The 21,011-nt window shown below is 69.7% G+C and carries 23 protein-coding genes; 11 read left to right on the forward strand and 12 right to left on the reverse strand.

Features of this window, described 5'->3' with window-relative positions:
• Positions 1-306: 306 nt before the first annotated feature.
• From fabF to fabD, 4 genes are all read right to left on the reverse strand, one after another.
• Positions 307-1,572: a beta-ketoacyl-ACP synthase II gene (gene fabF / locus A33M_RS08850; RefSeq protein ID WP_040619835.1), complete on the reverse strand. Its 1,266-nt coding sequence runs from the start codon at positions 1,570-1,572 to the stop codon at positions 307-309.
• Positions 1,573-1,823: 251 nt separating this feature from the next.
• Entirely contained in the window at positions 1,824-2,063 is a 240-nt protein-coding gene (locus A33M_RS08855) for an acyl carrier protein (RefSeq protein WP_008385950.1), read from the reverse strand.
• A 240-nt stretch (positions 2,064-2,303) separates the two neighbouring features.
• Positions 2,304-3,041 (reverse strand): 3-oxoacyl-[acyl-carrier-protein] reductase, encoded by a 738-nt coding sequence (gene fabG / locus A33M_RS08860; RefSeq protein WP_040619865.1) that lies wholly within the window; start codon positions 3,039-3,041, stop codon positions 2,304-2,306.
• Complete coding sequence (gene fabD / locus A33M_RS08865; protein ID WP_008385954.1) at positions 3,041-4,006, reverse strand: ACP S-malonyltransferase; 966 nt, start codon at positions 4,004-4,006, stop codon at positions 3,041-3,043. The genes fabG and fabD overlap by 1 nt, the downstream gene beginning before the upstream one ends.
• A 519-nt stretch (positions 4,007-4,525) precedes the next feature.
• Here fabD and A33M_RS08870 point away from each other — a divergent pair.
• The 5 genes from A33M_RS08870 (at position 4,526) to rplI (ending at position 7,589) form a co-directional block, all read left to right on the forward strand.
• On the forward strand, positions 4,526-4,939 hold the full coding sequence (locus A33M_RS08870) for a hypothetical protein (protein WP_008385955.1): 414 nt from the start codon (positions 4,526-4,528) through the stop codon (positions 4,937-4,939).
• Positions 4,940-5,104: 165 nt separating this feature from the next.
• The gene (gene rpsF, locus A33M_RS08875) at positions 5,105-5,566 is read left to right on the forward strand and encodes a 30S ribosomal protein S6 (protein WP_008385957.1); all 462 of its coding nucleotides are present in this window, start codon (positions 5,105-5,107) and stop codon (positions 5,564-5,566) included.
• A gap of 5 nt (positions 5,567-5,571) precedes the next feature.
• Complete coding sequence (gene rpsR / locus A33M_RS08880; RefSeq protein ID WP_008385959.1) at positions 5,572-5,817, forward strand: 30S ribosomal protein S18; 246 nt, start codon at positions 5,572-5,574, stop codon at positions 5,815-5,817.
• A 120-nt stretch (positions 5,818-5,937) separates the two neighbouring features.
• Positions 5,938-6,960: a hypothetical protein gene (locus A33M_RS08885; protein WP_008385961.1), complete on the forward strand. Its 1,023-nt coding sequence runs from the start codon at positions 5,938-5,940 to the stop codon at positions 6,958-6,960.
• 26 nt (positions 6,961-6,986) lie between these two features.
• The gene (gene rplI, locus A33M_RS08890) at positions 6,987-7,589 is read left to right on the forward strand and encodes a 50S ribosomal protein L9 (protein WP_008385964.1); all 603 of its coding nucleotides are present in this window, start codon (positions 6,987-6,989) and stop codon (positions 7,587-7,589) included.
• Between the two features lie 148 nt (positions 7,590-7,737).
• On the opposite strand, the gene hisI is transcribed toward rplI, so the two are convergent.
• Positions 7,738-8,268, reverse strand: a complete 531-nt coding sequence (gene hisI / locus A33M_RS08895) for a phosphoribosyl-AMP cyclohydrolase (RefSeq protein WP_083850382.1) — start codon at positions 8,266-8,268, stop codon at positions 7,738-7,740.
• Between the two features lie 122 nt (positions 8,269-8,390).
• Entirely contained in the window at positions 8,391-9,080 is a 690-nt protein-coding gene (gene folE / locus A33M_RS08900; RefSeq protein ID WP_008385969.1) for a GTP cyclohydrolase I FolE, read from the reverse strand.
• A gap of 272 nt (positions 9,081-9,352) precedes the next feature.
• Between folE and A33M_RS08905 the strand changes: the two genes are divergently transcribed.
• Positions 9,353-9,826, forward strand: coding sequence for an iron-sulfur cluster assembly scaffold protein (locus A33M_RS08905; RefSeq protein WP_040619837.1), 474 nt, complete (start codon positions 9,353-9,355; stop codon positions 9,824-9,826).
• An 82-nt stretch (positions 9,827-9,908) separates the two neighbouring features.
• Here the strand turns inward: A33M_RS08905 and A33M_RS22280 are convergent, their stop codons facing one another.
• Positions 9,909-11,180, reverse strand: a complete 1,272-nt coding sequence (locus A33M_RS22280; RefSeq protein ID WP_052026971.1) for a hypothetical protein — start codon at positions 11,178-11,180, stop codon at positions 9,909-9,911.
• Positions 11,181-11,498: 318 nt separating this feature from the next.
• Between A33M_RS22280 and yidD the strand changes: the two genes are divergently transcribed.
• Complete coding sequence (gene yidD / locus A33M_RS25300) at positions 11,499-11,873, forward strand: membrane protein insertion efficiency factor YidD (RefSeq protein WP_337460004.1); 375 nt, start codon at positions 11,499-11,501, stop codon at positions 11,871-11,873.
• On the opposite strand, the gene A33M_RS23810 is transcribed toward yidD, so the two are convergent.
• Positions 11,786-12,829, reverse strand: coding sequence for a hypothetical protein (locus A33M_RS23810; RefSeq protein ID WP_157223391.1), 1,044 nt, complete (start codon positions 12,827-12,829; stop codon positions 11,786-11,788). The two genes, yidD and A33M_RS23810, sit on opposite strands and share 88 nt — an antisense overlap.
• On the opposite strand from A33M_RS23810, the gene A33M_RS23815 reads away from it, so the two are divergent.
• Together A33M_RS23815 and thrS are read left to right on the forward strand one after the other, a co-directional pair.
• Positions 12,816-13,592, forward strand: a complete 777-nt coding sequence (locus A33M_RS23815) for a hypothetical protein (protein WP_157223392.1) — start codon at positions 12,816-12,818, stop codon at positions 13,590-13,592. The two genes, A33M_RS23810 and A33M_RS23815, sit on opposite strands and share 14 nt — an antisense overlap.
• 314 nt (positions 13,593-13,906) lie before the next feature.
• Positions 13,907-15,889: a threonine--tRNA ligase gene (thrS, locus tag A33M_RS08920; protein WP_008385984.1), complete on the forward strand. Its 1,983-nt coding sequence runs from the start codon at positions 13,907-13,909 to the stop codon at positions 15,887-15,889.
• A 129-nt stretch (positions 15,890-16,018) separates the two neighbouring features.
• Here thrS and A33M_RS08925 read toward each other — a convergent pair whose 3' ends face one another.
• Positions 16,019-16,408, reverse strand: coding sequence for a cytochrome c (locus A33M_RS08925; protein ID WP_202801832.1), 390 nt, complete (start codon positions 16,406-16,408; stop codon positions 16,019-16,021).
• A gap of 226 nt (positions 16,409-16,634) precedes the next feature.
• Positions 16,635-17,753: a hypothetical protein gene (locus A33M_RS08930; RefSeq protein ID WP_008385989.1), complete on the reverse strand. Its 1,119-nt coding sequence runs from the start codon at positions 17,751-17,753 to the stop codon at positions 16,635-16,637.
• Between the two features lie 309 nt (positions 17,754-18,062).
• Between A33M_RS08930 and A33M_RS08935 the strand changes: the two genes are divergently transcribed.
• Positions 18,063-18,632: a nitroreductase family protein gene (locus A33M_RS08935; RefSeq protein WP_008385991.1), complete on the forward strand. Its 570-nt coding sequence runs from the start codon at positions 18,063-18,065 to the stop codon at positions 18,630-18,632.
• A gap of 466 nt (positions 18,633-19,098) precedes the next feature.
• Complete coding sequence (locus tag A33M_RS08940) at positions 19,099-19,389, forward strand: hypothetical protein (RefSeq protein WP_008385993.1); 291 nt, start codon at positions 19,099-19,101, stop codon at positions 19,387-19,389.
• 289 nt (positions 19,390-19,678) lie between these two features.
• Here the strand turns inward: A33M_RS08940 and A33M_RS08945 are convergent, their stop codons facing one another.
• Entirely contained in the window at positions 19,679-19,885 is a 207-nt protein-coding gene (locus A33M_RS08945) for a hypothetical protein (protein ID WP_157223393.1), read from the reverse strand.
• A gap of 201 nt (positions 19,886-20,086) precedes the next feature.
• Entirely contained in the window at positions 20,087-21,007 is a 921-nt protein-coding gene (locus tag A33M_RS08950) for a flagellin (protein WP_008385999.1), read from the reverse strand.
• Positions 21,008-21,011 lie beyond the last annotated feature (4 nt).

A 21,011-nucleotide genomic window follows, 5' to 3' on the forward strand; every position in this document is an offset into this window, starting at 1 on the left:
GCAGCGTCGGCGGTCGCGGGCCGTGCGCCCGGCACCCGACCCCGCCAGAACGGCGGGAGCGGCGGCACGCCGAGTCGGTCCCGGCGGCTCGACCACTTCCCCCGACAATATGGCCATTTTATCGGCTCCGCGAGCGCCCGCCCGACGCCCCGGACCCGGCCGGTGGCCGGGTGCCCGAAGCGGGATGCGGCGTTGCGCGCAGCCGCGCCGGCAGGACGCCGTGCGACGACACGCGGCCGGGCGGCCCGTCCGGTGCGGACGGGCGCCGGAAAAAAGCCCCGCGGCCGAGGCGCCGCGGCCGTTCGATCACTGAACGGTGCGGCGGAAGACCAGCGAGGCGTTGGTGCCGCCGAACCCGAACGAGTTCGACAGCGCAATGTCGATGTCACGCTTCTTCGCCTGGTGCGGCACCAGGTCGATCGGCGTGTCGACGGAAGGATTGTCGAGATTGATGGTGGGCGGCGCGATGCCGTCCCGCATGGCGAGGATCGAGAAGATCGCCTCCACCGCCCCGGCGGCGCCGAGCAGATGCCCGGTCGAGGACTTCGTCGACGACATCGACACGTGCGCCGCGTCGTTGCCGATCACCCGCTGCACCGCCGAAAGCTCGATCTCGTCGCCGAGCGGCGTCGAGGTGCCGTGCGCGTTGACGTAGTCGATGTCGGCCGCGGAGATGCCGGCGCGCTTGATCGCCATCGTCATGCAGCGATAGGCGCCGTCGCCGTCCTCGGTCGGAGCGGTGATGTGATAGGCGTCGCCGGTCAGGCCGTAGCCGATCAGCTCGGCGTAGATCTTGGCTCCTCGCGCGCGAGCGTGCTCGAGCTCCTCCAGCACGACGACGCCGGCGCCCTCGCCCATCACGAAGCCGTCGCGATCGCGGTCGTAGGGGCGCGAGGCCTTGGTCGGCTCGTCGTTGAAGCCGGTGGAGAGCGCGCGGCAGGCCGAGAAACCGGCGAGCGCGATGCGGCAGATCGGCGATTCGGCGCCACCCGCCACCATCACGTCGGCGTCGCCCAGCATCACGAGCCGGGCGGCGTCGCCGATCGCGTGCGCGCCGGTCGAGCAGGCCGTCACCACCGCGTGGTTCGGACCCTTCAGGCCGTGGGCGATCGAGACGTAGCCGGAGGCGAGATTGATCAGCCGGCCGGGAATGAAGAACGGCGACACCCGGCGGGCGCCGCGCTCCTTCAGGACGATCGCCGTCTCGGCGATGCCCTCGAGGCCGCCGATGCCGGAGCCGATCATCACGCCGGTGCGGATCTGCTCGTCGTAGGTGGCGGGCTTCCAGCCCGAATCGGCGAGCGCCTGTCCGGCCGCCGACATCGCATAGACGATGAAGTCGTCGACCTTGCGCTGCTCCTTCGGCTCCATCCACTGATCGGCATTGAAGGTGCCGTCGGAGCCGTCGCCGCGCGGCACCATGCAGGCGATCTTCGCCGGCAGGTCGGACACGTCGAACTTCTCGACCTTGCGGGCCCCGCTCTCGCCCGCAAGAAGCCGTTGCCAGGACGTGTCGACGCCGCATCCCAGCGGCGTCACCATGCCCAATCCCGTGACGACTACACGCCTCATGACCAATGTCCCGCACCGGCCGATGCGCCGCGATCCGTCACACCCGAACCCGAGCGATCGAACGGCCAGTCGCCGTCACCGGCTGCGGTGCCGAACAGGTTACGGCACCGTTGGACAGTGCGGCCCGCCCGATCGGCACCGGGACGAAACCCGATGCGATGCGACCGGCGGGACCAACGATACGCGGCGTGAGCCTCAGGCGGGACGGGCCGCAGGACCGGATGGCCCTGCGGCCGGCAGCGTCGGAAAATTCAGCTCTTGGCGTTCTTCTCGAGAAACTTCACCGCGTCGCCGACCGTCAGGATGGTCTCCGCCGCGTCGTCCGGAATCTCGCAGCCGAACTCCTCCTCGAACGCCATCACGAGCTCGACAGTGTCGAGGCTGTCGGCGCCGAGATCGTCGATGAAGCTCGCGGTCTCGGTCACCTTGTCCGGCTCGACCCCAAGATGCTCCACGACAATCTTTTTGACCCGTTCGCCAATGTCACTCATTGCCAACCTCGTGCTTTCGGCATCATGCCCCTGCGTTCGCTGAATCACGAACATCGTCGGGGCGACCTCGTCTTGATGGACGCCGTGAACGCTCATCCGGTCAAGGGGTTCGTGCCGTCGCCCCAGCCCCGTTGCATTTGTTTCGTCCAGCCCGACCGATCGGTTACCATACTTCCTCAGGCTTGACCAGAAGGCCCGGCACGACCTTCCACGACCCTTGGAACGTTCGAAAAAACCCAATCAGATCATGACCATGCCGCCATTGACGTGAATCGTCTGGCCGGTCGTGTAGGCGGCCTCGTCGGAGGCCAGATAAACCACTGCGGCGGCGATCTCCTCGCCCGAGCCGAGCCGCCCGGCCGGCACTCGCGCCAGCACCGTCTCGCGCTGCTTGTCGTTGAGCACGTCGGTCATCGCGGTGGCGATGAAGCCGGGCGCCACGCAGTTCACCGTGATGCCGCGGGTCGCGACCTCCTGGGCGAGCGCCTTGGTCATGCCGGCGAGCCCGGCCTTGGCAGCGGCGTAATTGCCCTGCCCGGGATTGCCGGTGGCGCCGACCACCGAGGTGATCGAGACGATTCGGCCCTGTCGCCGCTTCATCATTCCGCGCAGCGCCGCGCGCATCAGCACGAAGGCGGCGGTGAGATCTACCGCCAGCACGTCGTCCCACTCGGCATCCTTCATGCGCATGAAGAGATTGTCGCGGGTGAGCCCGGCATTGTTGATCAGGATGTCGAGCGAGCCCATCGCGGCTTCCGCCTTGGGAACCAGCGCCTCGACCTCGGCTCGCACCGACAGGTCGCACGGCACCTGATGGACCCGCTCGCCGAGCTCGGCGGCGAGCGCCTCGAGCTTGTCCGTCTTGGTGCCCGACAGCGCGACCGTCGCACCGCGTGCGTGAAGGGCGCGGGCGATCGCCCCGCCGATGCCGCCGGTCGCACCGGTGACGAGGGCGTTTTTTCCCGTCAGATCGAACATCATGCCGCCCCTTGCTGCAGTGCCGTGCGAGCGGCGACGAAGGCCGCGACGTCGGCCGGCGTGCCGACCGCGCTGCCGGTCGCGCCCGCAGCGATCCGCTTGACGAGGCCCGACAAAACCTTGCCGGCGCCGATCTCGTAGAAGGTGTCGACGCCGTCGGCCGCCATGAAGGCGATCGACTCGCGCCAGCGCACCGTGCCGGTGACCTGAGCGACCAGCGATTCGACGATCTCGGCCGGCGTCGTGATCGGCGCGGCGCGCACATTGGCGACCAGCGGCACCACCGGCGCCTTCACCGCGACGGCGGCGAGCGCCTCGGCCATCGCAGCGGCGGCCGGCTCCATCAGGGTGCAGTGGAAGGGGGCGGACACCGGCAGGAGCATCGCCCGCTTGGCGCCGCGGCCCTTGGCGATCTCCACCGCCCGCTCGACCGCCGCCTTGTCGCCGGACACCACCACTTGGCCGCCGCCATTGTCGTTCGCCGCCTGGCAGACGGCGCCCTCGGCGGCTTGGGTGGCGACCTCGGCGGCCGCGTCGAACTCGAGCCCGATCAGCGCCGCCATCGCTCCGACCCCGACCGGCACCGCCTTCTGCATCGCCTGCCCGCGGATGCGCAAGAGCCGCGCGGTGTCGGCGACCGACAGCGCGCCGGCGGCGGCGAGCGCGGAATATTCGCCGAGCGAATGGCCGGCGACGAAGCGCGCGTCACGGGCGAGGTCGACCCCCGCCTCGGTCTCCAGCACCCGCAGGGCGGCGAGCGAGACCGCCATCAAGGCCGGCTGCGCGTTCTCGGTCAAAGTGAGCGTTTCGCCCGGACCCTCGAACATCAATGAAGAAAGCGATTGCCCGAGCGCGTCGTCGACCTCCTCGAACACCGCCCGCGCGACCGAAAAATCACCGGCCAGGGCCTTGCCCATGCCCACGGCCTGGCTGCCCTGGCCCGGAAACACGAATGCGACCGTCATGACGTACCGTCCCCTTTGACATCGCCGCGACACACACCGGGCACGCCGTGTCAGTCAAGTGGGACGGACCCTTATGCGGCGATACTGCCGGTGATGGCGCACACGGACGGCATACACACGCGTCGATTGCGCCATTGACGGGCATCGCCGAAACACCCATTTTGCGGGGTGTTCCGACCAGGGCATTTCCCCTCGTCGGCGCGGGAGACTGCCGTGGCTGCAAACGACGTCCACGATCGAATTCTCGAAGACATTTTTGCCGCAGCGAATCGTGGCGAGGCGGAGCCGCGTCCCTTCGCCAGCGAGACGTTCCGGACCGCCCTGCGGGCCGCCGATCACGAATTTCAGAAGGCCGTCGAGCACTCGAGAGCACACGGTGCCCCCGCCAGACGAGACGACAGCGCGAGCTGAAGACCCCGACGACTATTACAATCGGACTTTCGAGAAGCTGTCGGAAACCCCGAGTGGCCCGCTGACCGGAGCGATCGCCTACGCCTTGTACAAGAACGCCAAGCGGGAATGGATGCGGGCGTTTCGCGCGACCCACGGCCGCCGCCCGACCGACGACGAGTATCGGTCGCACTCGGCGTCTCAGACCGACGCCATCTCGCTGCCTACGTCGCCCAGGCGGACCAGATTCTCGGCACTTACGCGCAGACGGTGATCCGCGAGGAGCGGCCGAAAATCCTTCAGGAGGTGCTGGAGGGCAGTTTCTCCCGATCGTTCTGGCCGTCCTTCTGGGCCTCCGTCGCCTTCACCGCGGTCCTCCTCACGGTCGCACTGATCGCCGCCCTGCTCGGCTTCGGCCTGCCGATCCAGATCGCCGTTCCCGCCCACCCGTCCCGAGTGGTTTCATCCGCGTCTCCCCCGCTTGCGTTTCCCGGCAAAATCCGGGATAAGCCGCGCTTCGGCTCGGCTTCGGCCGGGGGCTGAACGGACGGTCGTGCCCGCAGGCGTCCACGTGGCGGCGGCGGTGACGGCAGGATCCTTCGCGGATCCGGTGTCCGGTGTTCCCGCCTTCTGAAGCTTTCGCGCCTTTCCCGAAGGGCACGAGGGGCTTTGCGCCGGAGCGGCCGTCACGAACGAGGAAAGGCACTCATGCCGTTGTACGAGCACGTGTACCTCGCGCGCCAGGATCTCTCGGCGCAACAGGTCGAAGAGCTGACGACCCAATACAAGGGCGTCATCGAGCAGATGGGCGGCTCCGTCACCAAGGTGGAGTCGTGGGGCGTCAAGACGCTCACCTATCGCATCAACAAGAACCGCAAGGCGCACTTCACGCTCCTCAACATCGACGCCCCGGCGGCGGCGGTGACCGAGGTCGAGCGCCAGCAGCGCATCAACGAGGACGTGCTGCGCTCGCTCACCATCAAGGTGCACGAGCTGGAGGAAGGCCCCTCGGCGATGATGCGCAAGTCGGACCGCGACGACCGCGATCGCGACCGCCGCCCGGGCGATCGTGGTGACCGCGGCGATCGCGGCGACCGTCGTCCGCGCGACCGTGATTCGCGTCCGCCGCGCGAGGACCGCAACGTCGAAGCCACCGCCAGCGAGGAGTGAGCACCATGGCCATGTCTCCCGCCGGCGCCCGCCGGCCGTTCTTCCGTCGCCGCAAGACCTGCCCGTTCTCCGGCGCCAACGCCCCGAAGATCGACTACAAGGACGTACGCCTGCTGCAGCGCTACATCTCCGAGCGCGGCAAGATCGTCCCGAGCCGCATCACCGCGGTGTCGGCGCTCAAGCAGCGCGAGCTCGCCCGGGCGATCAAGCGCGCGCGCTTCCTCGGGCTGCTGCCCTACGTGATCCGCTGATCGCGGCACACTGAACGACGAGCGACCGGCCGCCGTGGCGGCCGGCATCACCGGGTTGGGGCGGACGGGCGAACTCGCCGGCGATCCGCCTCTAACCGCTCGACGAGCGGGACAGCGAGCATGGTGCAGTTCTTCACGGTCGGCCTCGGGGCCGGAGCGGTCGCGGCCGTCACCTTCTCGGTGCTGGCGTCGGGCTCCTCGATCGCGCTTCTGCTGTTCTATCTGGCGCCGCTGCCGGTGATGATCGCGGCGCTCGGCTGGAGCCACTGGACCGGCCTTCTGGCCGCGCTGTCCGGCACGCTCGCCGTCTCGTTCGGCTTCAATCTTCCCGTCGTCCTCGTCTTCCTGGTCGGCATCGCGCTGCCGGCGTGGTGGCTCGGCTATCTGGCGCTGCTCGCGCGGCCGGCCGCGGCGGGCGCCGCGACGATCGCCGCCGGCCCGGCGCTCGACTGGTATCCGCCCGGCCGGCTGGTGCTGTGGGCCGCCCTGCTCGGCGCGCTTCTGGTGGCGCTCGCGGTGCCGGCGTTCGGCATCGATCCGGACGGCGTGCGGGCGACGCTGAAGACCGGCTTCGAGCGGATGATCCGCCAAAACACCGGCACTCCGGCCGACGCGCCGCTGGTGCTGCCGGGCGTCACCGATCCCGAGCGGGTGCTCGATGCGCTCGCCGCCGCGCTGCCGCCGGCGCTCGCCTCGCTGGTCACCGTCACCCTCTTGTTCAATCTGTGGCTCGCCGGCCGCGCGGTGAGCGTGTCCGGCCGGCTGCCGCGGCCGTGGCCGGTGCTGTCCGCGCTGAGGCTGCCGATGGCGAGCCCGGTGCTGCTGGCGCTTTCGGTCGCCGGCTCGTTCCTGCCGGGCTTCGCCGGGCTCGCCGCCGGCCTGCTCGCCGCCACGCTGTCGATCGCCTTCGCGGCGCTCGGCCTCGCCGTGCTGCACGCGCTCGCCGCCCCGATGAAGGGCCGCGTGCTGGTGCTGTCGGTGCTCTATGCCGGCATTCTGCTGCTCGGCTGGCCGATCCTGGCGGTGACGCTGGTCGGCCTCGCCGATTCGCTGATCGATCTGCGCGGGCGTGTCGCCCGCGACCGCCGCGGCGGGCCTCCGCCCGGCGCCCCACCCCGTCATCCCGCCAACGACCCCGAATAACGATCCCGAACGAGGAGACCACCGCAATGCAAGTGATTCTGTTGGAGCGTGTCGGCAAGCACGGCCAGATGGGCGACGTCATCCGCGTGCGCGACGGCTTCGCCCGCAACTTCCTGCTGCCGCAGGGCAAGGCGCTGCGCGCCACCAAGGAGAACCTCGAGAAGTTCGAGGGCATGAAGGTGCAGCTCGAGGCGCGCAACCTGGAGCGCAAGGCCGAGGCCGAGAAGGTCGGCACCCGGCTCGACGGCCAGACCTTCACCGTGCTGCGCCAGGCGGCCGACAGCGGCCAGCTCTACGGCTCGGTGACCACCCGCGACATCGCCCACATGCTGGTCGACGCCGGCTTCACGGTCGATCGCAGCCAGGTCGCGATCAACGCCCCGATCAAGGTGGTCGGCGCCCACAAGGTGCCGCTCGCGCTGCACCCCGACCTCGAGATCGTCATCACCCTCAACGTCGCGCGCAACGCCGACGAGGCCGAGCGCATCGCCCGCGGCGAGGACGTGACGGCGCGCCGCGACTTCGACGAGGAGGAGGCGGAAGCCGAGGTCGAGGCGATGTTCGCGACCTCCGAGGAGGACGTCGAGGACGAGGCCCCGGCCGCCGAGGAGCCCGCCGAGGAGGCCTGATCCTCCCGGCAGCCGGCAGGCCGAAGTGCGGCGCCGGACGAGACACACGAAAAGGGCCGCGGCGTTTTCCGCGGCCCTTTTTTTTCCTCGTCTCGTCCTCTCGCGCCGGATCGGCGTGTCGCCCTCGGCCCTGCGTCCCGAGCGGCGATCAGCCCGGCGTGCCGCCGCCCTCGTCCGGTCCGCCCTCGTCCGGTGCGGCGTCCGACGGCGTGGACCCGGCCTTCCCGGCGTCCGCATAGACTTTTGCCGGGTCGAACACCCGCTCGGCGCGCTTGAAGCTCAGCACCAGCGTGTGGCCCGCCGGCTCGCCGAGCGAGACCGCGCGGTAGAAGCACGAGGCGCGGCCGGTGTGGCAGACGCCGGGCGCGGTCTGCTCGACCTCGAGCAAGATCGCGTCCTGGTCGCAGTCGACCTTCATCTGGACGATGCGCAGCACGTGGCCGGAACTCTCGCCCTTCTTCCACAGCGATTTGCGCGAGCGGCTGTAGAACCAAGCCTCGCGGGTCTCGATCGAGCGGGCGAGCGCCTCGGGATTCATCCAGGCGAACATCAGCACGCCGCCCGACCAGGCGTCGGCGACGATCGCCGGGATGAGCCCGGCTTCGTCGAATTTCGGGCAGAAAACACGACCTTCCTCGATCTGCTCGGCCGAGCCCCGGGGTGCGAAAACGGTGTCCATCGACAAAAAAGTCCGGCGAGCGTCTTGCCGGATCGGCGCGGCGGGCGCCGATCGCGCCGGCTGCCCCCTCGCCAAGGGGCGGCCGCGGCGGTGGAAAGAGGCGGATGCGCGCAGCGGAGAGGTCAGCGGTCGCCGCTGCGAACCAGATTGAGGAAGCGCGCCTGCTCGCGCGGATCGTCGCGGAAGACGCCGGTGAACTGGGTGGTGATGGTGCGGCTGCCGGCCTTGGCGACGCCGCGCAAGGCCATGCAGCTGTGCTCGGCCTCCATCATCAGGGCGACGCCGCGCGGCTTCAGCACCCGGTCGATGGTCGTGACGATCTGCGAGGAGAGCCGCTCCTGGGTCTGCAATCTTTTCGCGAAGATGTCGATCAGCCGGCCGATCTTCGACAGGCCGACCACCCGCTCGACCGGCAGGTAGCCGACATGCGCGCGACCGACGAAGGGCATGATGTGATGCTCGCAATGCGAGCTGAACGGGATGTCGCGTACCAGCACGATGTCGTCGTAGGTGTCGATCTCCGAAAAAGTGCGCTCGAGCTGCTCCTCGGGCCGCTGGTCGTAGCCGGAAAAAAGCTCGTCATAGGCGGCGACCATGCGGCGCGGCGTGTCGAGCAGCCCTTCGCGGGAGGGATCGTCGCCGAGATAGGCGATCAGCAGGCGCACCGCCTCTTCGGCCTCGCGGCGCGACGGGCGCTTCGGCTTCGCCGCGCCGTCGGCTGCGAGCGGCCGCAGCGCGGACGCTGCGGAGGGAGCGGTGGCGGCGCCCCCGTCGGACTGGACGAGGGTGGGGGTCTTGGTCGGCTTGTCCATCGCGAGCGATGCTCCGTTCGGCCGGATTATCCCAAACAAACGTCCGGCACGAGATCCACGGACCGCACGTCGCGCGTTCCGACGGCTCTCGTCCGAGGGAACGAATGGACGGCGACTTCTTTCCCGGCCCCTTCGATGTGGGATCGAATGCGCCGTGTGCAAGCGACCCTCGCCCGACCCGGCCGACATCCTATATGACGGGATATAGTCCCGCTCGGGGGGCGAGGCAATCGCGCCGCCCCCGCGCCCACCGAGGCAGATCGCATCGAGCCATGCTGAACGACGTGTACAATCGCCGGATCCTCGAGCTCGCGGGCAACATCCCGCGGCTCGGCCGGCTGCCCGATCCCGACGCCACCGCCACCGCCCATTCGCGGCTGTGCGGCTCGACCGTCACCGTCGACCTCAAGATGGAGGGCGACGTGGTGACCGACTTCGCCCATGTCGTGAAGGCGTGCGCGCTCGGCCAGGCGTCATCGGCGATCATGGCGAGCCACGTGGTGGGCGCCCATGCCGACGAGCTGCGCGCTCTGCGCGAGACCGTGCGCCGGATGCTGAAGGAGAACGGCCCGCCGCCGGACGGCCGCTGGGCCGACGTCGCGGTGCTGGAGCCGGTGCGCGATTTCAAGGCACGCCACGCCTCCACGCTGCTCACCTTCGATGCGGTGGTGCAGGCGATCGACGAGATTCTTGCCAATCGCGGCGAGCCGCCCGCCTCTCCGGCGCCGACGGCCGCCTCGGCCTGAGCGAGCGATCCGCCCGGCGAAAAGAGAACGGCCCGCCGAGGCGGGCCGTCCGTGCCGTGAGCGAGACGGGATCGCCGGAGGGTCAGCGCCCCGGCTCGAGCAGCGCGTGGGCGTCGCGGGTGACCGGCGCGCGGCTGCCGCAGCTCGCCTGGAGCTGGCCGAAATAGCGGGCGATCCCCGCATTGCCGATGCGGATCTGGGTGGCCGGCGAGCCGACGCCGCTCGCCTGCACCGAGATCGAGTGGCTCGCATTGTCGGCGAACGCCTGCACCAGCCCGGCCGGCACGGTGGCGACCGCAAACGTCTCCAGCGCCCCGCCGTCCTCGCCGATCCGCGACGAGACCAGCCGGAACGGCACGTCCGCCTGCTCGATCCACAGCCGCACCGTCTCGATCGCCGCGTCGCCGCCGGTGCGCGACGTGCTGCGCCGCTCGGAATAGCTGAGGGCATAGGTGCCGGCGGTGTCGCCGCATTCGAGCGTGAGGTCGAAGCTGCCGAGCCGCTCGCCCTCGACGGTGAGCGGATGGCGGCGCACCAGCAGCGTGCCGGCGCGGCCGTCGATCAGCGTCCAGCCGCGCTCGCCGCCCCGCCCCACCCGGCCGGGGCCGAGCGCCACCGGCGTCGCCGCCGCCGCGGTGCGGTCGGAGGCGACCGTCTGGGCGGAGGCGTCGAGATGCGCGCGCTGCATCTCGGCGCGGGTGAGCTGGCGCATCGGCTCCCACGGCGGGATGCGCAGCGCGATCTCGATCAGCTCGGCGCCGCCGCCCATGTCGGCCGTGTAGCGGACGATCGAGCCGATGTCGCGCTGGACCAGCACGAGATCCTCGGCCGAGTAGCTCGCCGCCACCGCGTCGTCGCGGCGGTCGCCGAGCCAGATCTGGTGCACCAGCACGCGCGAGCGCGGCGGCACCGCGCGATGCACGCCGCCGAGCAGCACGAAGGCGCACATCGACTCGCAGCTCGCCGGCGCGATGCCGGCCGGCGCCCCGGCGGCGCCGCGATCGGCGCGGCCGACCGTGGTGTCGAGCCCGAGCCGGCGGATGGCGCGGCCGAAGGCGAGCGCGCCGAGCACCGAGCCGCCGTCGGAATCGAGCACAACCGTCGCATTCGCGACACGATTGTCGGTGGCGAACGTCTCGAACCTCTGCGGCGTGTCGGCGGTGATCATGCCGGAGGCGAACAGAAGCGGCCGGCACGCGCCGGAGGTCGACCCGGCGTCACAACCGGACGCGGCGGCCTGCATGGAAAATTGCATCGGCAGCGCACGGGGGTTGGCCGGCAACTCCGGGGTCGCCGCCACCACTGGAAAAGCGCAGACGGCGAGCACGAGGCCGCCGAGCCAGGACCGAGTCATCGAAGTTCCCCGTGCTGCCAGTTCGCAACGCGCCTTCTACTTACGATTAACCTTTTATTTACCTTTTATTGTTGGGCTTTTCGCCAGCTCGATCAGGCCATGAGACGGCGGCATGACACAACTGTGATGATTACGTACGCAGTTGTAAGTCGCAAGCGGCACTTTTGCGGCGAAATTAGGCAACCTTGCCGCGCACCGCCCTGCACGCCGTCGGCGAGCCTTTTCCTCCCTTTCGCGAGGAATTATGTAGCAAGGACGATGCCAGTCACCCGACATATCGCTGCTGCGAGTCGCCTACCGCGCTTTTTCGGCGTGGGTGTGATCCGGCTGTATCGCCTCGTGCTGTCGCCGTGGGTCGGCACGCAGTGCCGGCATCTGCCGACCTGCTCGGCCTATGGCGAGGAGGCGATCACGCGGTTCGGGCTGTGGGCGGGCGGCTGGATGACGCTGGCGCGGTTCTGCCGCTGCCATCCGCTCGGCACTCGTGGGCTCGACTTCGTGCCGGTCGTGGTGCCGGCGGAGGCGCGCTGGTTCCTGCCGTGGCGCTACGGGCGCTGGCGCGGCACCGACCCGACGCCGCCCGAAAGGCCGGCTTCTCGCGGCGATCAGTGCGACGGCGAGAGCGCCGCGACGGCGCCGTCGGAGGCGGCCGACGCTTCCTCGCGCCGGGCGGCGTCCAGCCGGCCGAGCTGAGACACCGCGACCGGCGAGCCGAGGGCGGCGGCGCGGCGATACCAGGCCCGCGCCTGCGCGGGATCCGGGGTCGCGGCGAGATCGAGGCGCGGCAGCAGGTCGGGATCGAAGGTGGCGCCGATCAGCAGCGCCGCTCGGGCGTCGCCGCCGCGGCTCGCGCGCTGCAGCAGCAGCCGCCCGGCATCGAGATCGCCGTCGAGCAGAAAATCCTGGCCACGGGCGAGCAGAAGCTCGGCCTCGTCGCGGTCGATCCCGGCAGCGAACGGCGCCGCGGCGGCCTCCTGGGCCGGGGTCCCCTGCCCGGTCGTATCGGCGATGCCGACGGACTCGTCCGTCGACGAGGCGGCAGACGAGTCTGCGGACTTTTCGGCGGACGCGTCCGCCGAGACGATCGCCGGGCTGCCCCAGCGCACCGCCGTGGTCGCCCGGTCGAGCACCAAGCCGGCGGCATCGCGCAGCGACACGTGCAGCGTCATCGGGCCGATGAAGCCCGGCGGCGGCACGATCTCCGCACTCGCGAGCGCGCTCCGCGAGAGCTGCCAGCGGCCGCTCTCGCCTTCGGTGCCACCGGTGAAGACCGCGCCGGTCGAGACCGCGCCGGTGAAGACCGCGCCGGTGACGATCGCACCGGGCGCGACACCCTCGACCACCACCCCGTCGGCCTGCCCCTTCGGCACGGCGAGGCCGACGCCGAGCGGCACCCGCTCGCCGGGCGCGACGCGCCGGCTCTCGAGCACCACCAGCCGCGGCTGGGCCGTGACGAGCGCCCGCCGGGCGCCGGGCGCACCGAAAAAGGCCATCGCCGCCGCCACCGTCGCGACCGCAACGACCAGCGTCGCCCCGCGCGCAAACCGGCGCAGCGCCGGACGCGCCGGAGCGGTTTGCGGCGCCGGCTCGGGCACGGTCTCGACGGCGAGGCGGAGCGCCGGGACGGACGACGACGTGGACAAACTCACCGGAAGCGCCGGTCCCGCGGCGACCTTGCCGGCGATGTCGGGCTCTCGGGCCGACATCTGGACACGCGACATCGGAGCGGACTGCGCCCGGGGCACGGGCAGCGGTGTGGTCGGCACCAGTGTCGCGGGCACGAGTGTCGCCGGCACCAGTGTCGTCGGCACCAGTGTCGTCGGCTCGGCGACCGGCAGCAGCGAGGCCGGAAGCAGCGAGGCCGGAAGCAGGGAAGCCGGAAGAACCGGGGCCGGACGAGCGCTCGGAGGACGCGTCCTCGGCGATGTCGCCGACGCCGGTGCCGGACGGGGCGGCGCCACGAGGGCGAGCCCGGAATCGCCGGGCCTCGGCGCGCCGAAGGCGAGCGCCGCCAGCGTCGGCGCGACGCGCGACAGCGCGCGGGCGGCCTCGGCGTCGACCTCCCCGTCGAACGGGCGTCGATCGAACAGGGGGCGAGCGAGCGGACGGATTTCGTCCGGCGTGGCCGGCGAAAGGATTTCGGAAACGGCGAGGAGCTCGGGGATCGACGAGGCGTCGCACACCGAGGCGTCGCACACCGAGGCGTCGCGCGCCGTGGAGAAGGCCGCAGCGGCCGCCGGCGCTTCGACGCCGTCACTGACACATCGCCAGCGATCCCGCTGCAGGCCTTCAGCCATGACGCGCTTCCCGCGCCGCGAGCGACTCAGAACGAACGACCTCGCGGCGAACGTTGCACGCACGTCGTATGATCACCGGCTTCGCGCGAACTCACGACGCCGACGCTACGCCTGACTTTCACGGCGTCGTCGCGACGATGGTCCGGTCGGGGTGCCGAATCCGTGCGCTGATCCCCATCCCTACACGGGAAGTTGACGAGTCAATTTGTCGTCATTGTGGTCGATCTCGAGACTTCGTTAAGAATTTTATGAATTGTCGACCGGCTTCTTCTTCGATTCGTCGCCGCGCTCACCGCCTCCGGCGACCGCCGCGTTCACGGGCTGCGCCACCGCCTTGCGTCGACGCGCTCCCCTGCTGTATCCACGGCCGTCCGAAAAAATCCGCTTACCTGCGTTCGTAGGCAGCGAGTGAGCAACAGGAGCTGAAGAATGGTCGCCCTGACCTTTCCCGACGGCGCGCGTCGGGAGTTCGAAAACGGCATCACCGGTCTCGACATCGCCAAGGGCATCTCGCCCTCGCTCGCCAAGCGCACCGTCGCGATGGCGCTCGACGGCGTGCTCGCCGACCTCGCCGACCCGATCACCACCGACGCAAAAATCGAGTTCGTCTCGCGCGACGACCCGCGCGCGCTCGAGCTGATCCGCCACGACGCCGCCCACGTGATGGCGGAAGCCGTGCAGAGCCTGTGGCCCGGCACGCAAGTGACGATCGGCCCGGTGATCCAGAACGGCTTCTATTACGACTTCTTCCGCAACGAGCCGTTCACGCCCGACGACTTCGCCGCGATCGAGAAGAAGATGAAGGAGATCGTCGCGCGCGACAAACCCTTCACCAAGGAGATCTGGACCCGCGACGAGGCCAAGAAGGTCTTTCACGAGAAGGGCGAGGGCTTCAAGGTCGAGCTGGTCGACGCGATCCCCGAGGATCAGACCATCCGCATCTACAAGCAGGGCGACTGGTTCGACCTGTGCCGCGGCCCGCACATGACCTCGACCGGCAAGATCGGCACCGCCTTCAAGCTGATGAAGGTCGCGGGCGCTTATTGGCGCGGCGACAGCAACAATCCGATGCTGACCCGCATCTACGGCACCGCCTGGGCCAAGCAGGAGGACCTCGACGCCTATCTGCACCAGATCGAGGAGGCCGAGAAGCGCGACCACCGCAAGCTCGGGCGCGAGCTCGACCTCTTCCACTTCCAGGAGGAAGGTCCCGGCGTCGTGTTCTGGCACGCCAAGGGCTGGTCGATGTTCCAGTCGGTGATCGCCTATATGCGTCGTCGGCTCGCCGCCGACTACGACGAGGTCAACGCCCCGCAGATGCTCGACAAGGTCCTGTGGGAGACCTCCGGTCACTGGGAGTGGTACCGCGAAAACATGTTCGCGGCGCAGTCGGCCGGCGACGAGGCGGAGGACAAGCGCTGGTTCGCTATCAAGCCGATGAACTGCCCCGGCCACGTGATGATCTTCAAGCACGGGCTGAAGAGCTATCGTGACCTGCCGATCCGGCTCGCCGAGTTCGGCGTGGTGCACCGCTACGAGCCGTCCGGCGCGATGCACGGGCTGATGCGCGTGCGCGGCTTCACCCAGGACGACGCACACATCTTCTGCAACGAGGATCAGCTCGCCGAGGAGTGCCTGAAGATCAACGACCTGATCCTCTCCACCTATGCCGACTTCGGCTTTTCCGGCGATCTCACCGTGAAGCTGTCGACGAGGCCGGAGAAGCGGGTCGGGTCGGACGCCTCGTGGGATCACGCGGAAGCGGTGATGTCGCGCGTGCTCGAGCAGATCGCCGAGCAGTCGGGCGGCAAGATCAAGACCGCCGTCAATCCCGGCGAAGGCGCGTTCTACGGGCCGAAATTCGAGTACGTCCTGCGCGACGCGATCGGCCGCGACTGGCAGTGCGGCACCACCCAGGTGGACTTCAACCTGCCGGAGCGGTTCGGCGCGTTCTATATCGACGCCGACGGCGCCAAGAAGACGCCGGTGATGGTGCATCGCGCGATCTGCGGCTCGATGGAGCGCTTCCTCGGCATTCTGATCGAGCACCATGCGGGGCACTTTCCGCTGTGGCTCGCGCCGGTGCAGGCGGTGGTGGCGACCATCACCTCGGACGGCGACGATTATGCCAAGGAGGTCGCCGCAAAGGCGCGGCGCGCGGGGCTGCGGGTCGAGCTCGATCTCAGGAACGAGAAGATCAACTACAAGGTCCGCGAGCACTCGCTGGCAAAGGTGCCGGTGCTGCTGGTGGTCGGCAAGAAGGAGGCGGCGGAGCGCACCGTCTCGATCCGCCGGCTCGGCAGCGACCGCCAGCAGGTGACGCCGCTCGACGCCGCACTCGCCGCGATGGTCGAGGAGGCGGTGCCGCCGGACCTGAAGCGCGCCGCCGCCGAGGACGCCGCGGCGGCGTGAGACGAACGGCGACAGAGCTCGACCTCGTCCGGAGGAGCACTCCGCAGGAGTGCGTCTCGAAGGACGAGGTCGTCGTCTCCCGCCGTCGGCACGAATCTCGTCGATTGCTTCGACGGAAAAACCCTCGCGCTACGGCGCGAGGGTTTTGACGTAAGCCGCGAGGTCGGCGGCCTCGGCGCGGGTCAGATTCATGCTCGGCATCTTCGGATGCGGATCGAGCAGAAACAGCGCGAGATCGCCGGCGTCGAACCCTTTTCGCGAAGCGATCGAGGCGAAGGGAGCGGCCTCGGAGGTCGGCTGCACCTGATCGGCCGCCACCACGTGGCAGGGCGCGCACCAGCGCCGCGCCAGCAGGGCGCCGTGCTCCGCATCCGCCTCGGCGGCGGCTGCGAGAGAAGTACCACCGGCGAGCATCGCGACGAGCGGCAGCACCCGGCAGAACACCGGCACGGCGCGGCCGGGGCGCCGGAACGGCAGGGGCCGAGCCCCCGCACGCACACTCGAAAACGACTCGGTCATGCGCGATCCCCATCCGCAACGCCCGTCAGGATCGCGCGAAACGCCACGCGTGTCGCGTGAAATTCGCGGTCGTATCGCGGAAAAACCGGCCGAGGCGACGACGCGCGCGCCGGCGCACGCATGCCGGAAAGAGAACGGCTGAAAGAGAATGCCTGGAGCGGAGGGATCGGGGACGAGTCCCCCGGGACGAGTCCTTTGGGACGAGTCCCCCGGGGACGAGTCCCCCTCAGCGGGCGACCACCTCGACCTCGCCGTCGACGCCGGTGACGACGTTGAAGTTGCGCTCGAAGGTGCGGCCGTCGTTGCGGGCGATCGCGCGGTAGTCGCCCTCGGCCAGCACGACGCGCGGGAAGGCGCCGACCGACTCCTTGATCACGTCGCCGCCCGGCGTCAGCACCGTCCAGCTGGTGTTGGCGAGCGCCTCGCCGCCGTCGTCGGTGACGAGCTTCAGGGTGATCACGGCGGCGCGGTGGGTCACCGTCACGTCGGTGAGCTTGCCGACATGCACCTGGATGTCGGAGCGCACCACGGCGTTCGAGTCGCCGTAGTTGGAGACGATGTGGTAGGTGCCCTCGGGCAGCACGACGACGTCGCCGGTGAGGACGTCCTCGGCGACCTTCTGCTTCTCGCCCGGATCGAACTGGCTGCCGCGGAAGACGTCGAAGCTGATCTGGCCCTTGGGAATGCGGGCGTCGCCGACGCGGCCCTCGAGCCGCAGGCCGCCGGCCGGGATGTCGAACGTCTCGTGCAGCGGCACGTCGCCGAGATGCACCGTCCTGGCGGCGCTGGCGAGGCCGAAGCTCGCATGCACCACGTAGTCGCCGGGCGGCAGCTGCAGCACCGGGCTCGCGGTGCGCTCCTCGCGCAGCGGGCGGAAGCTGCCGGTGACGTCCGGCCGGACCGGGTAGACCCGCCAGACGATGCCGCCGGTGATCGACGGGCTCTCGGCGCCGTAGCGGGCCGACAGCGACAGCGCGGTCTCGCGCGGCGCGGCCGGGCCGATGGTGGTGGTGGAGCCGGGCTGCTCGATCGCCGGCATGCCGCTCTGGTCGGGCGTCGGCGCATAGGGCACCGGGGTCGAGGGCGGCAGCAGGCTCTGCAGCACCGGGGCCGGCGGGGTCGGCGGCAGGTCGCCGGGCGGGACGAAGCGGGCGGCACCGGGCGGCGGCGCATGCGGCGAGGGCGGTGGCGGCGGGGACGGCGACAGAAGCCCGCCGAACGGCAGCGAGTTCACGAAGCGCTGCATCGCCCCGACGATCGCCTGCTCGGGCCGGTTCTGGGCGAAGCTCTGGTCGGGTGCCAGCACCAGGAGAAGCGCGAGCACCGCCGCGGCGAGCCGGACCACTGCGGGAAGAGCCGCGCGGAACCGAGCGAGCGAAGGAGGCGCGGACGAAGGAGGCGCGGACGAAGGAGGCGCGGCCGAAAGACCGCGGGACGTCGCGCAGGGGCGAGCCGTCGCCGCATGCCGCGCCGACCAACCCGACCTCGTTCCCTCTCGGATCGAGCCACCCCCTGCCCTGATCATGCCGGACACATACGCGTGGCTTTGGGGCATTTTCAAGCCGAGGTAACTCTTTATCCGGTGCTTCCCGTATGCTAGCGCCCTGCCCGTCACGGATTTTCCGCGCTCGCGCGCGTCGTTCCGGAGGTTTTCATGACCGATACGCTCGCCCTGTTGAAAACGCGCCGCTCGGTGAAGCCCGAGCAGCTGAGCGGCCCGGCGCCCGGCGCCGACGACATCGCCACCATGCTGGCGATCGCCGCGCGGGTGCCCGACCACGGCAAGCTCGCGCCCTGGCGCTTCATCCTGTTCGAGGGCGACCATCGCGAGGAGGCCGGGGCGGCGATCGCCTCCGCCTATGCGGCCAAGAACCCCGAGGCGACCGGCGACGACCTGGTGCGCGAGACCGGCCGGCTCGCCCGCGCGCCGCTGGTGATCGCGGTGGTGAGCCGGGTGACGAAGCACCCGAAGATCCCGGAATGGGAGCAGGTGCTGTCGGCCGGGGCCGCCGCGATGAACCTGCTGATCGCCGCCAATGCGCTCGGCTACAAGGCCTCGTGGATCACCGAGTGGTACGCCTACGACAAGCAGGTGATGCGGGCGTTCGGGCTCGACGAGGACGAGAAGTTCGCGGGTTTCGTGCATATCGGCCGGCACGACGGCACGGTGGAGGACCGCACCCGCCCGGTGCTGGACGACCTCGTCACCCGCTTCGAGGCGTGACGGGCGCGCCCGTCTTCCGCCCGCCCACGACAGGAGATTTGCTGCGGGAGCGTCACGGCACCGCAGCAAATTTTCTCCCGACACGCTCGACAGAAGAAGAGTGTATTCGCCGAGACGTTTTGTCCGAGAATTCTGTTTTCGCCACGGCCGTGCGTATCCGCCCCCGATTTTGGGAGGCCGGATCTCGCATCGAAAGACGTCGGGACGTTTTCGGAAAGACTTCGGGACGACGGCGGCCGGGTTTCGCGATATCCGAAACGTTCCGAAACGATCGCGGACGCCGGCCATACCGCCGTACGAGATAGTTCGCTCCACGACGTCTTCAATCCCGCAGCCGAGCACTCTTTGTTGATTGGCGAAAGGGGGTGCTGCACCGCACATGTCGGAACGGCGGACACCCCTTCCCCCCGTCGGCAGCCTCCACCCCCACGGTCCGCCTGTGCTGCCGATCGACAGGAGCTTTCTCATGTCGACCTTCACCAAGACCGCTCTCGCGGCGACCCTCGCGCTCGCCACCGTCGCCGGCACCGCCGTCACCAGCGCCTCCGCTGCGCCGCGTCACCAAGCGCGCAACCAGCCGGTCGCGACCGTGCTCGACCCGCTGGCCTACGGCGCCTATGCCGCGGCGACCGCGCCGCTCGCCTTCACGCCGCTCGCGGTGCAGAACCCGTACAATGCGTGGGCCTATACCGGCCATTTCGGCCGCGCCGACGCCGCACGCTTCGACCCGGCCAAGGGCGACGTCTCCGACTACTGATCGGAGCGACCGCTGGCCGATGTGATCACCAACGATGTGATCACCAACGATGTGATCATCGAAAGATGTGACCGTCGGAAGATGTGACCGTCGGACGGTGTGATCGTCGGACGACACGATCGCCGGAGCAGACCGCCGTCCTCGATGCGCTCGCACGAGAGCACCGAAAAACGCAGCGTCTCACGGGGGCCGGCCCACTTGGCCGGCCCCCGAGTTTTTTGCTTCCTTCGGATCCGGCCGAAAGCGATCCGTTTCGCCTCCGGCTCCGGCGGCTCGGATCACGCCGACGTCACTTCGCCCGCAGATCGGCAAGGAAGACGTCGAGCGAGCGCACCCAGTCGGCATTCTTGGCGAGCAGCTCGGAGGTCCGCGCCATCCGGGCAAAATGCTCCTGCTCCCGAGCCGAGCCGGTCGTTCGAGCCTGATCGAAAAAGCTCGTCGCATTGCGCCTGTGCCGCTCGGGATCGAGCAGCATGGCACGCGGTGATCGCCGCATGGCACCAGTCCCCCCGCCTCGCCGCATCTCGTCGTGAGGGATGTTATCGGTTGTCACAACCCGTCGCCACCCCTGGCCGAATCCTTTTCCACACATCGTGGCGGATTTCCGGCTCGAAACACCCCCGACTCGAACGGCCCGCACGCAGCCACCTCCGCCGGCCACCGAAACCCCTGCCCCAACCCTCGCGGCCGTAACCAATCACCGCAGATAGTCGAGCAGGCTCAGCTTCTGGATGGTGGCGAGCGCCGAGTAGGACGCCTCGAGCTGCGCCTGCCGCACCGACAGCTCGGCGGTGACGGCGGCGAGATCGACGTCGGTGAGGTCGGAGGCGAGCCCCGACGCCTGGTCCTGGAACTCGGTCTGGGTGTCGACCGCCCGCTCCATGGTCGCCGCATCGAACGACAGCTTGGTCTGGATCGCGGTGATGCCGTCGAGCGCCGACAGCGCGAGGTCGAGCGCCTCGGTCAGCGTGTCGGGATCGACCGAGGAGCCGGACAGCCCGGCGACCAGCGAGAACGCCCGCAGCGCCTGCTCGAACGGCGCGGCATCGGCCGTCACGCCGTACTGCACGGTCTGCTCGGAGCCGACCTTCACCGCCGCGATCTGGTCGTCACCGCGATAATAGGCCGTGCTCGCGGTGGACGGCGTGGTCGGCGTCGGCCAGTCGGCGGCATCGAGATCGACCGGGGCGGTGTCGGTCGCGGCGCCCGCGAACAGATAACGTCCCTCGTAATTGGTGTTCAGCAGCGCCGCCAGCTCGGCGAGCCCTTGCGACGCCGAGGAGGCCAGCGTCGACACCGACGCCTCGTCGGTCGCGGTGCTCGCCGCGGTCAAATCGGCGCGCAGGCTGGTCAACAGGTCGGTCATCTGCGAGGCGGCGGAATACATCACCTCGATGCGGCCGAGCGCGCCGGTGGCGGCGGCGGAATAGCTCTGCGACTGCCGGATCGAGGTCTGCAGGTCGAGCACCCGGCGGCTGGTGCCGCCGAGCCCGCCGAAATCCTCCGAGATCTTTCCGGATGCCTGCTGAAGCTGCAGCGATGCGGTCTCGGCTTGCGCCTGGAGCGCCGCCGAGATCATCCGATCGTTGAGCGCGAAGGTCGCGACGCGGCCGATCATGATC

Source organism: Rhodovulum sp. PH10 (assembly GCF_000293785.1).
Lineage (GTDB): Bacteria > Pseudomonadota > Alphaproteobacteria > Rhizobiales > Xanthobacteraceae > Rhodoplanes.

Coding starts and splice junctions, on each gene's coding strand:
- A33M_RS08945 (WP_157223393.1), bottom strand. CDS start 19,885: ATGCGGCGATCACCGCGTGCCATGCTGCTCGATCCCGAGCGGCACAGG.
- A33M_RS08940 (WP_008385993.1), top strand. CDS start 19,099: ATGTCGACCTTCACCAAGACCGCTCTCGCGGCGACCCTCGCGCTCGCC.
- A33M_RS08905 (WP_040619837.1), top strand. CDS start 9,353: ATGCTGAACGACGTGTACAATCGCCGGATCCTCGAGCTCGCGGGCAAC.
- A33M_RS08925 (WP_202801832.1), bottom strand. CDS start 16,408: ATGACCGAGTCGTTTTCGAGTGTGCGTGCGGGGGCTCGGCCCCTGCCG.
- rpsR (WP_008385959.1), top strand. CDS start 5,572: ATGGCCATGTCTCCCGCCGGCGCCCGCCGGCCGTTCTTCCGTCGCCGC.
- hisI (WP_083850382.1), bottom strand. CDS start 8,268: ATGGACACCGTTTTCGCACCCCGGGGCTCGGCCGAGCAGATCGAGGAA.
- A33M_RS08870 (WP_008385955.1), top strand. CDS start 4,526: ATGGATGCGGGCGTTTCGCGCGACCCACGGCCGCCGCCCGACCGACGA.
- A33M_RS08885 (WP_008385961.1), top strand. CDS start 5,938: ATGGTGCAGTTCTTCACGGTCGGCCTCGGGGCCGGAGCGGTCGCGGCC.
- rplI (WP_008385964.1), top strand. CDS start 6,987: ATGCAAGTGATTCTGTTGGAGCGTGTCGGCAAGCACGGCCAGATGGGC.
- A33M_RS08950 (WP_008385999.1), bottom strand. CDS start 21,007: ATGATCGGCCGCGTCGCGACCTTCGCGCTCAACGATCGGATGATCTCG.
- A33M_RS08855 (WP_008385950.1), bottom strand. CDS start 2,063: ATGAGTGACATTGGCGAACGGGTCAAAAAGATTGTCGTGGAGCATCTT.
- A33M_RS22280 (WP_052026971.1), bottom strand. CDS start 11,180: ATGACTCGGTCCTGGCTCGGCGGCCTCGTGCTCGCCGTCTGCGCTTTT.
- fabG (WP_040619865.1), bottom strand. CDS start 3,041: ATGTTCGATCTGACGGGAAAAAACGCCCTCGTCACCGGTGCGACCGGC.
- thrS (WP_008385984.1), top strand. CDS start 13,907: ATGGTCGCCCTGACCTTTCCCGACGGCGCGCGTCGGGAGTTCGAAAAC.
- fabD (WP_008385954.1), bottom strand. CDS start 4,006: ATGACGGTCGCATTCGTGTTTCCGGGCCAGGGCAGCCAGGCCGTGGGC.
- fabF (WP_040619835.1), bottom strand. CDS start 1,572: ATGAGGCGTGTAGTCGTCACGGGATTGGGCATGGTGACGCCGCTGGGA.
- A33M_RS08935 (WP_008385991.1), top strand. CDS start 18,063: ATGACCGATACGCTCGCCCTGTTGAAAACGCGCCGCTCGGTGAAGCCC.
- folE (WP_008385969.1), bottom strand. CDS start 9,080: ATGGACAAGCCGACCAAGACCCCCACCCTCGTCCAGTCCGACGGGGGC.
- rpsF (WP_008385957.1), top strand. CDS start 5,105: ATGCCGTTGTACGAGCACGTGTACCTCGCGCGCCAGGATCTCTCGGCG.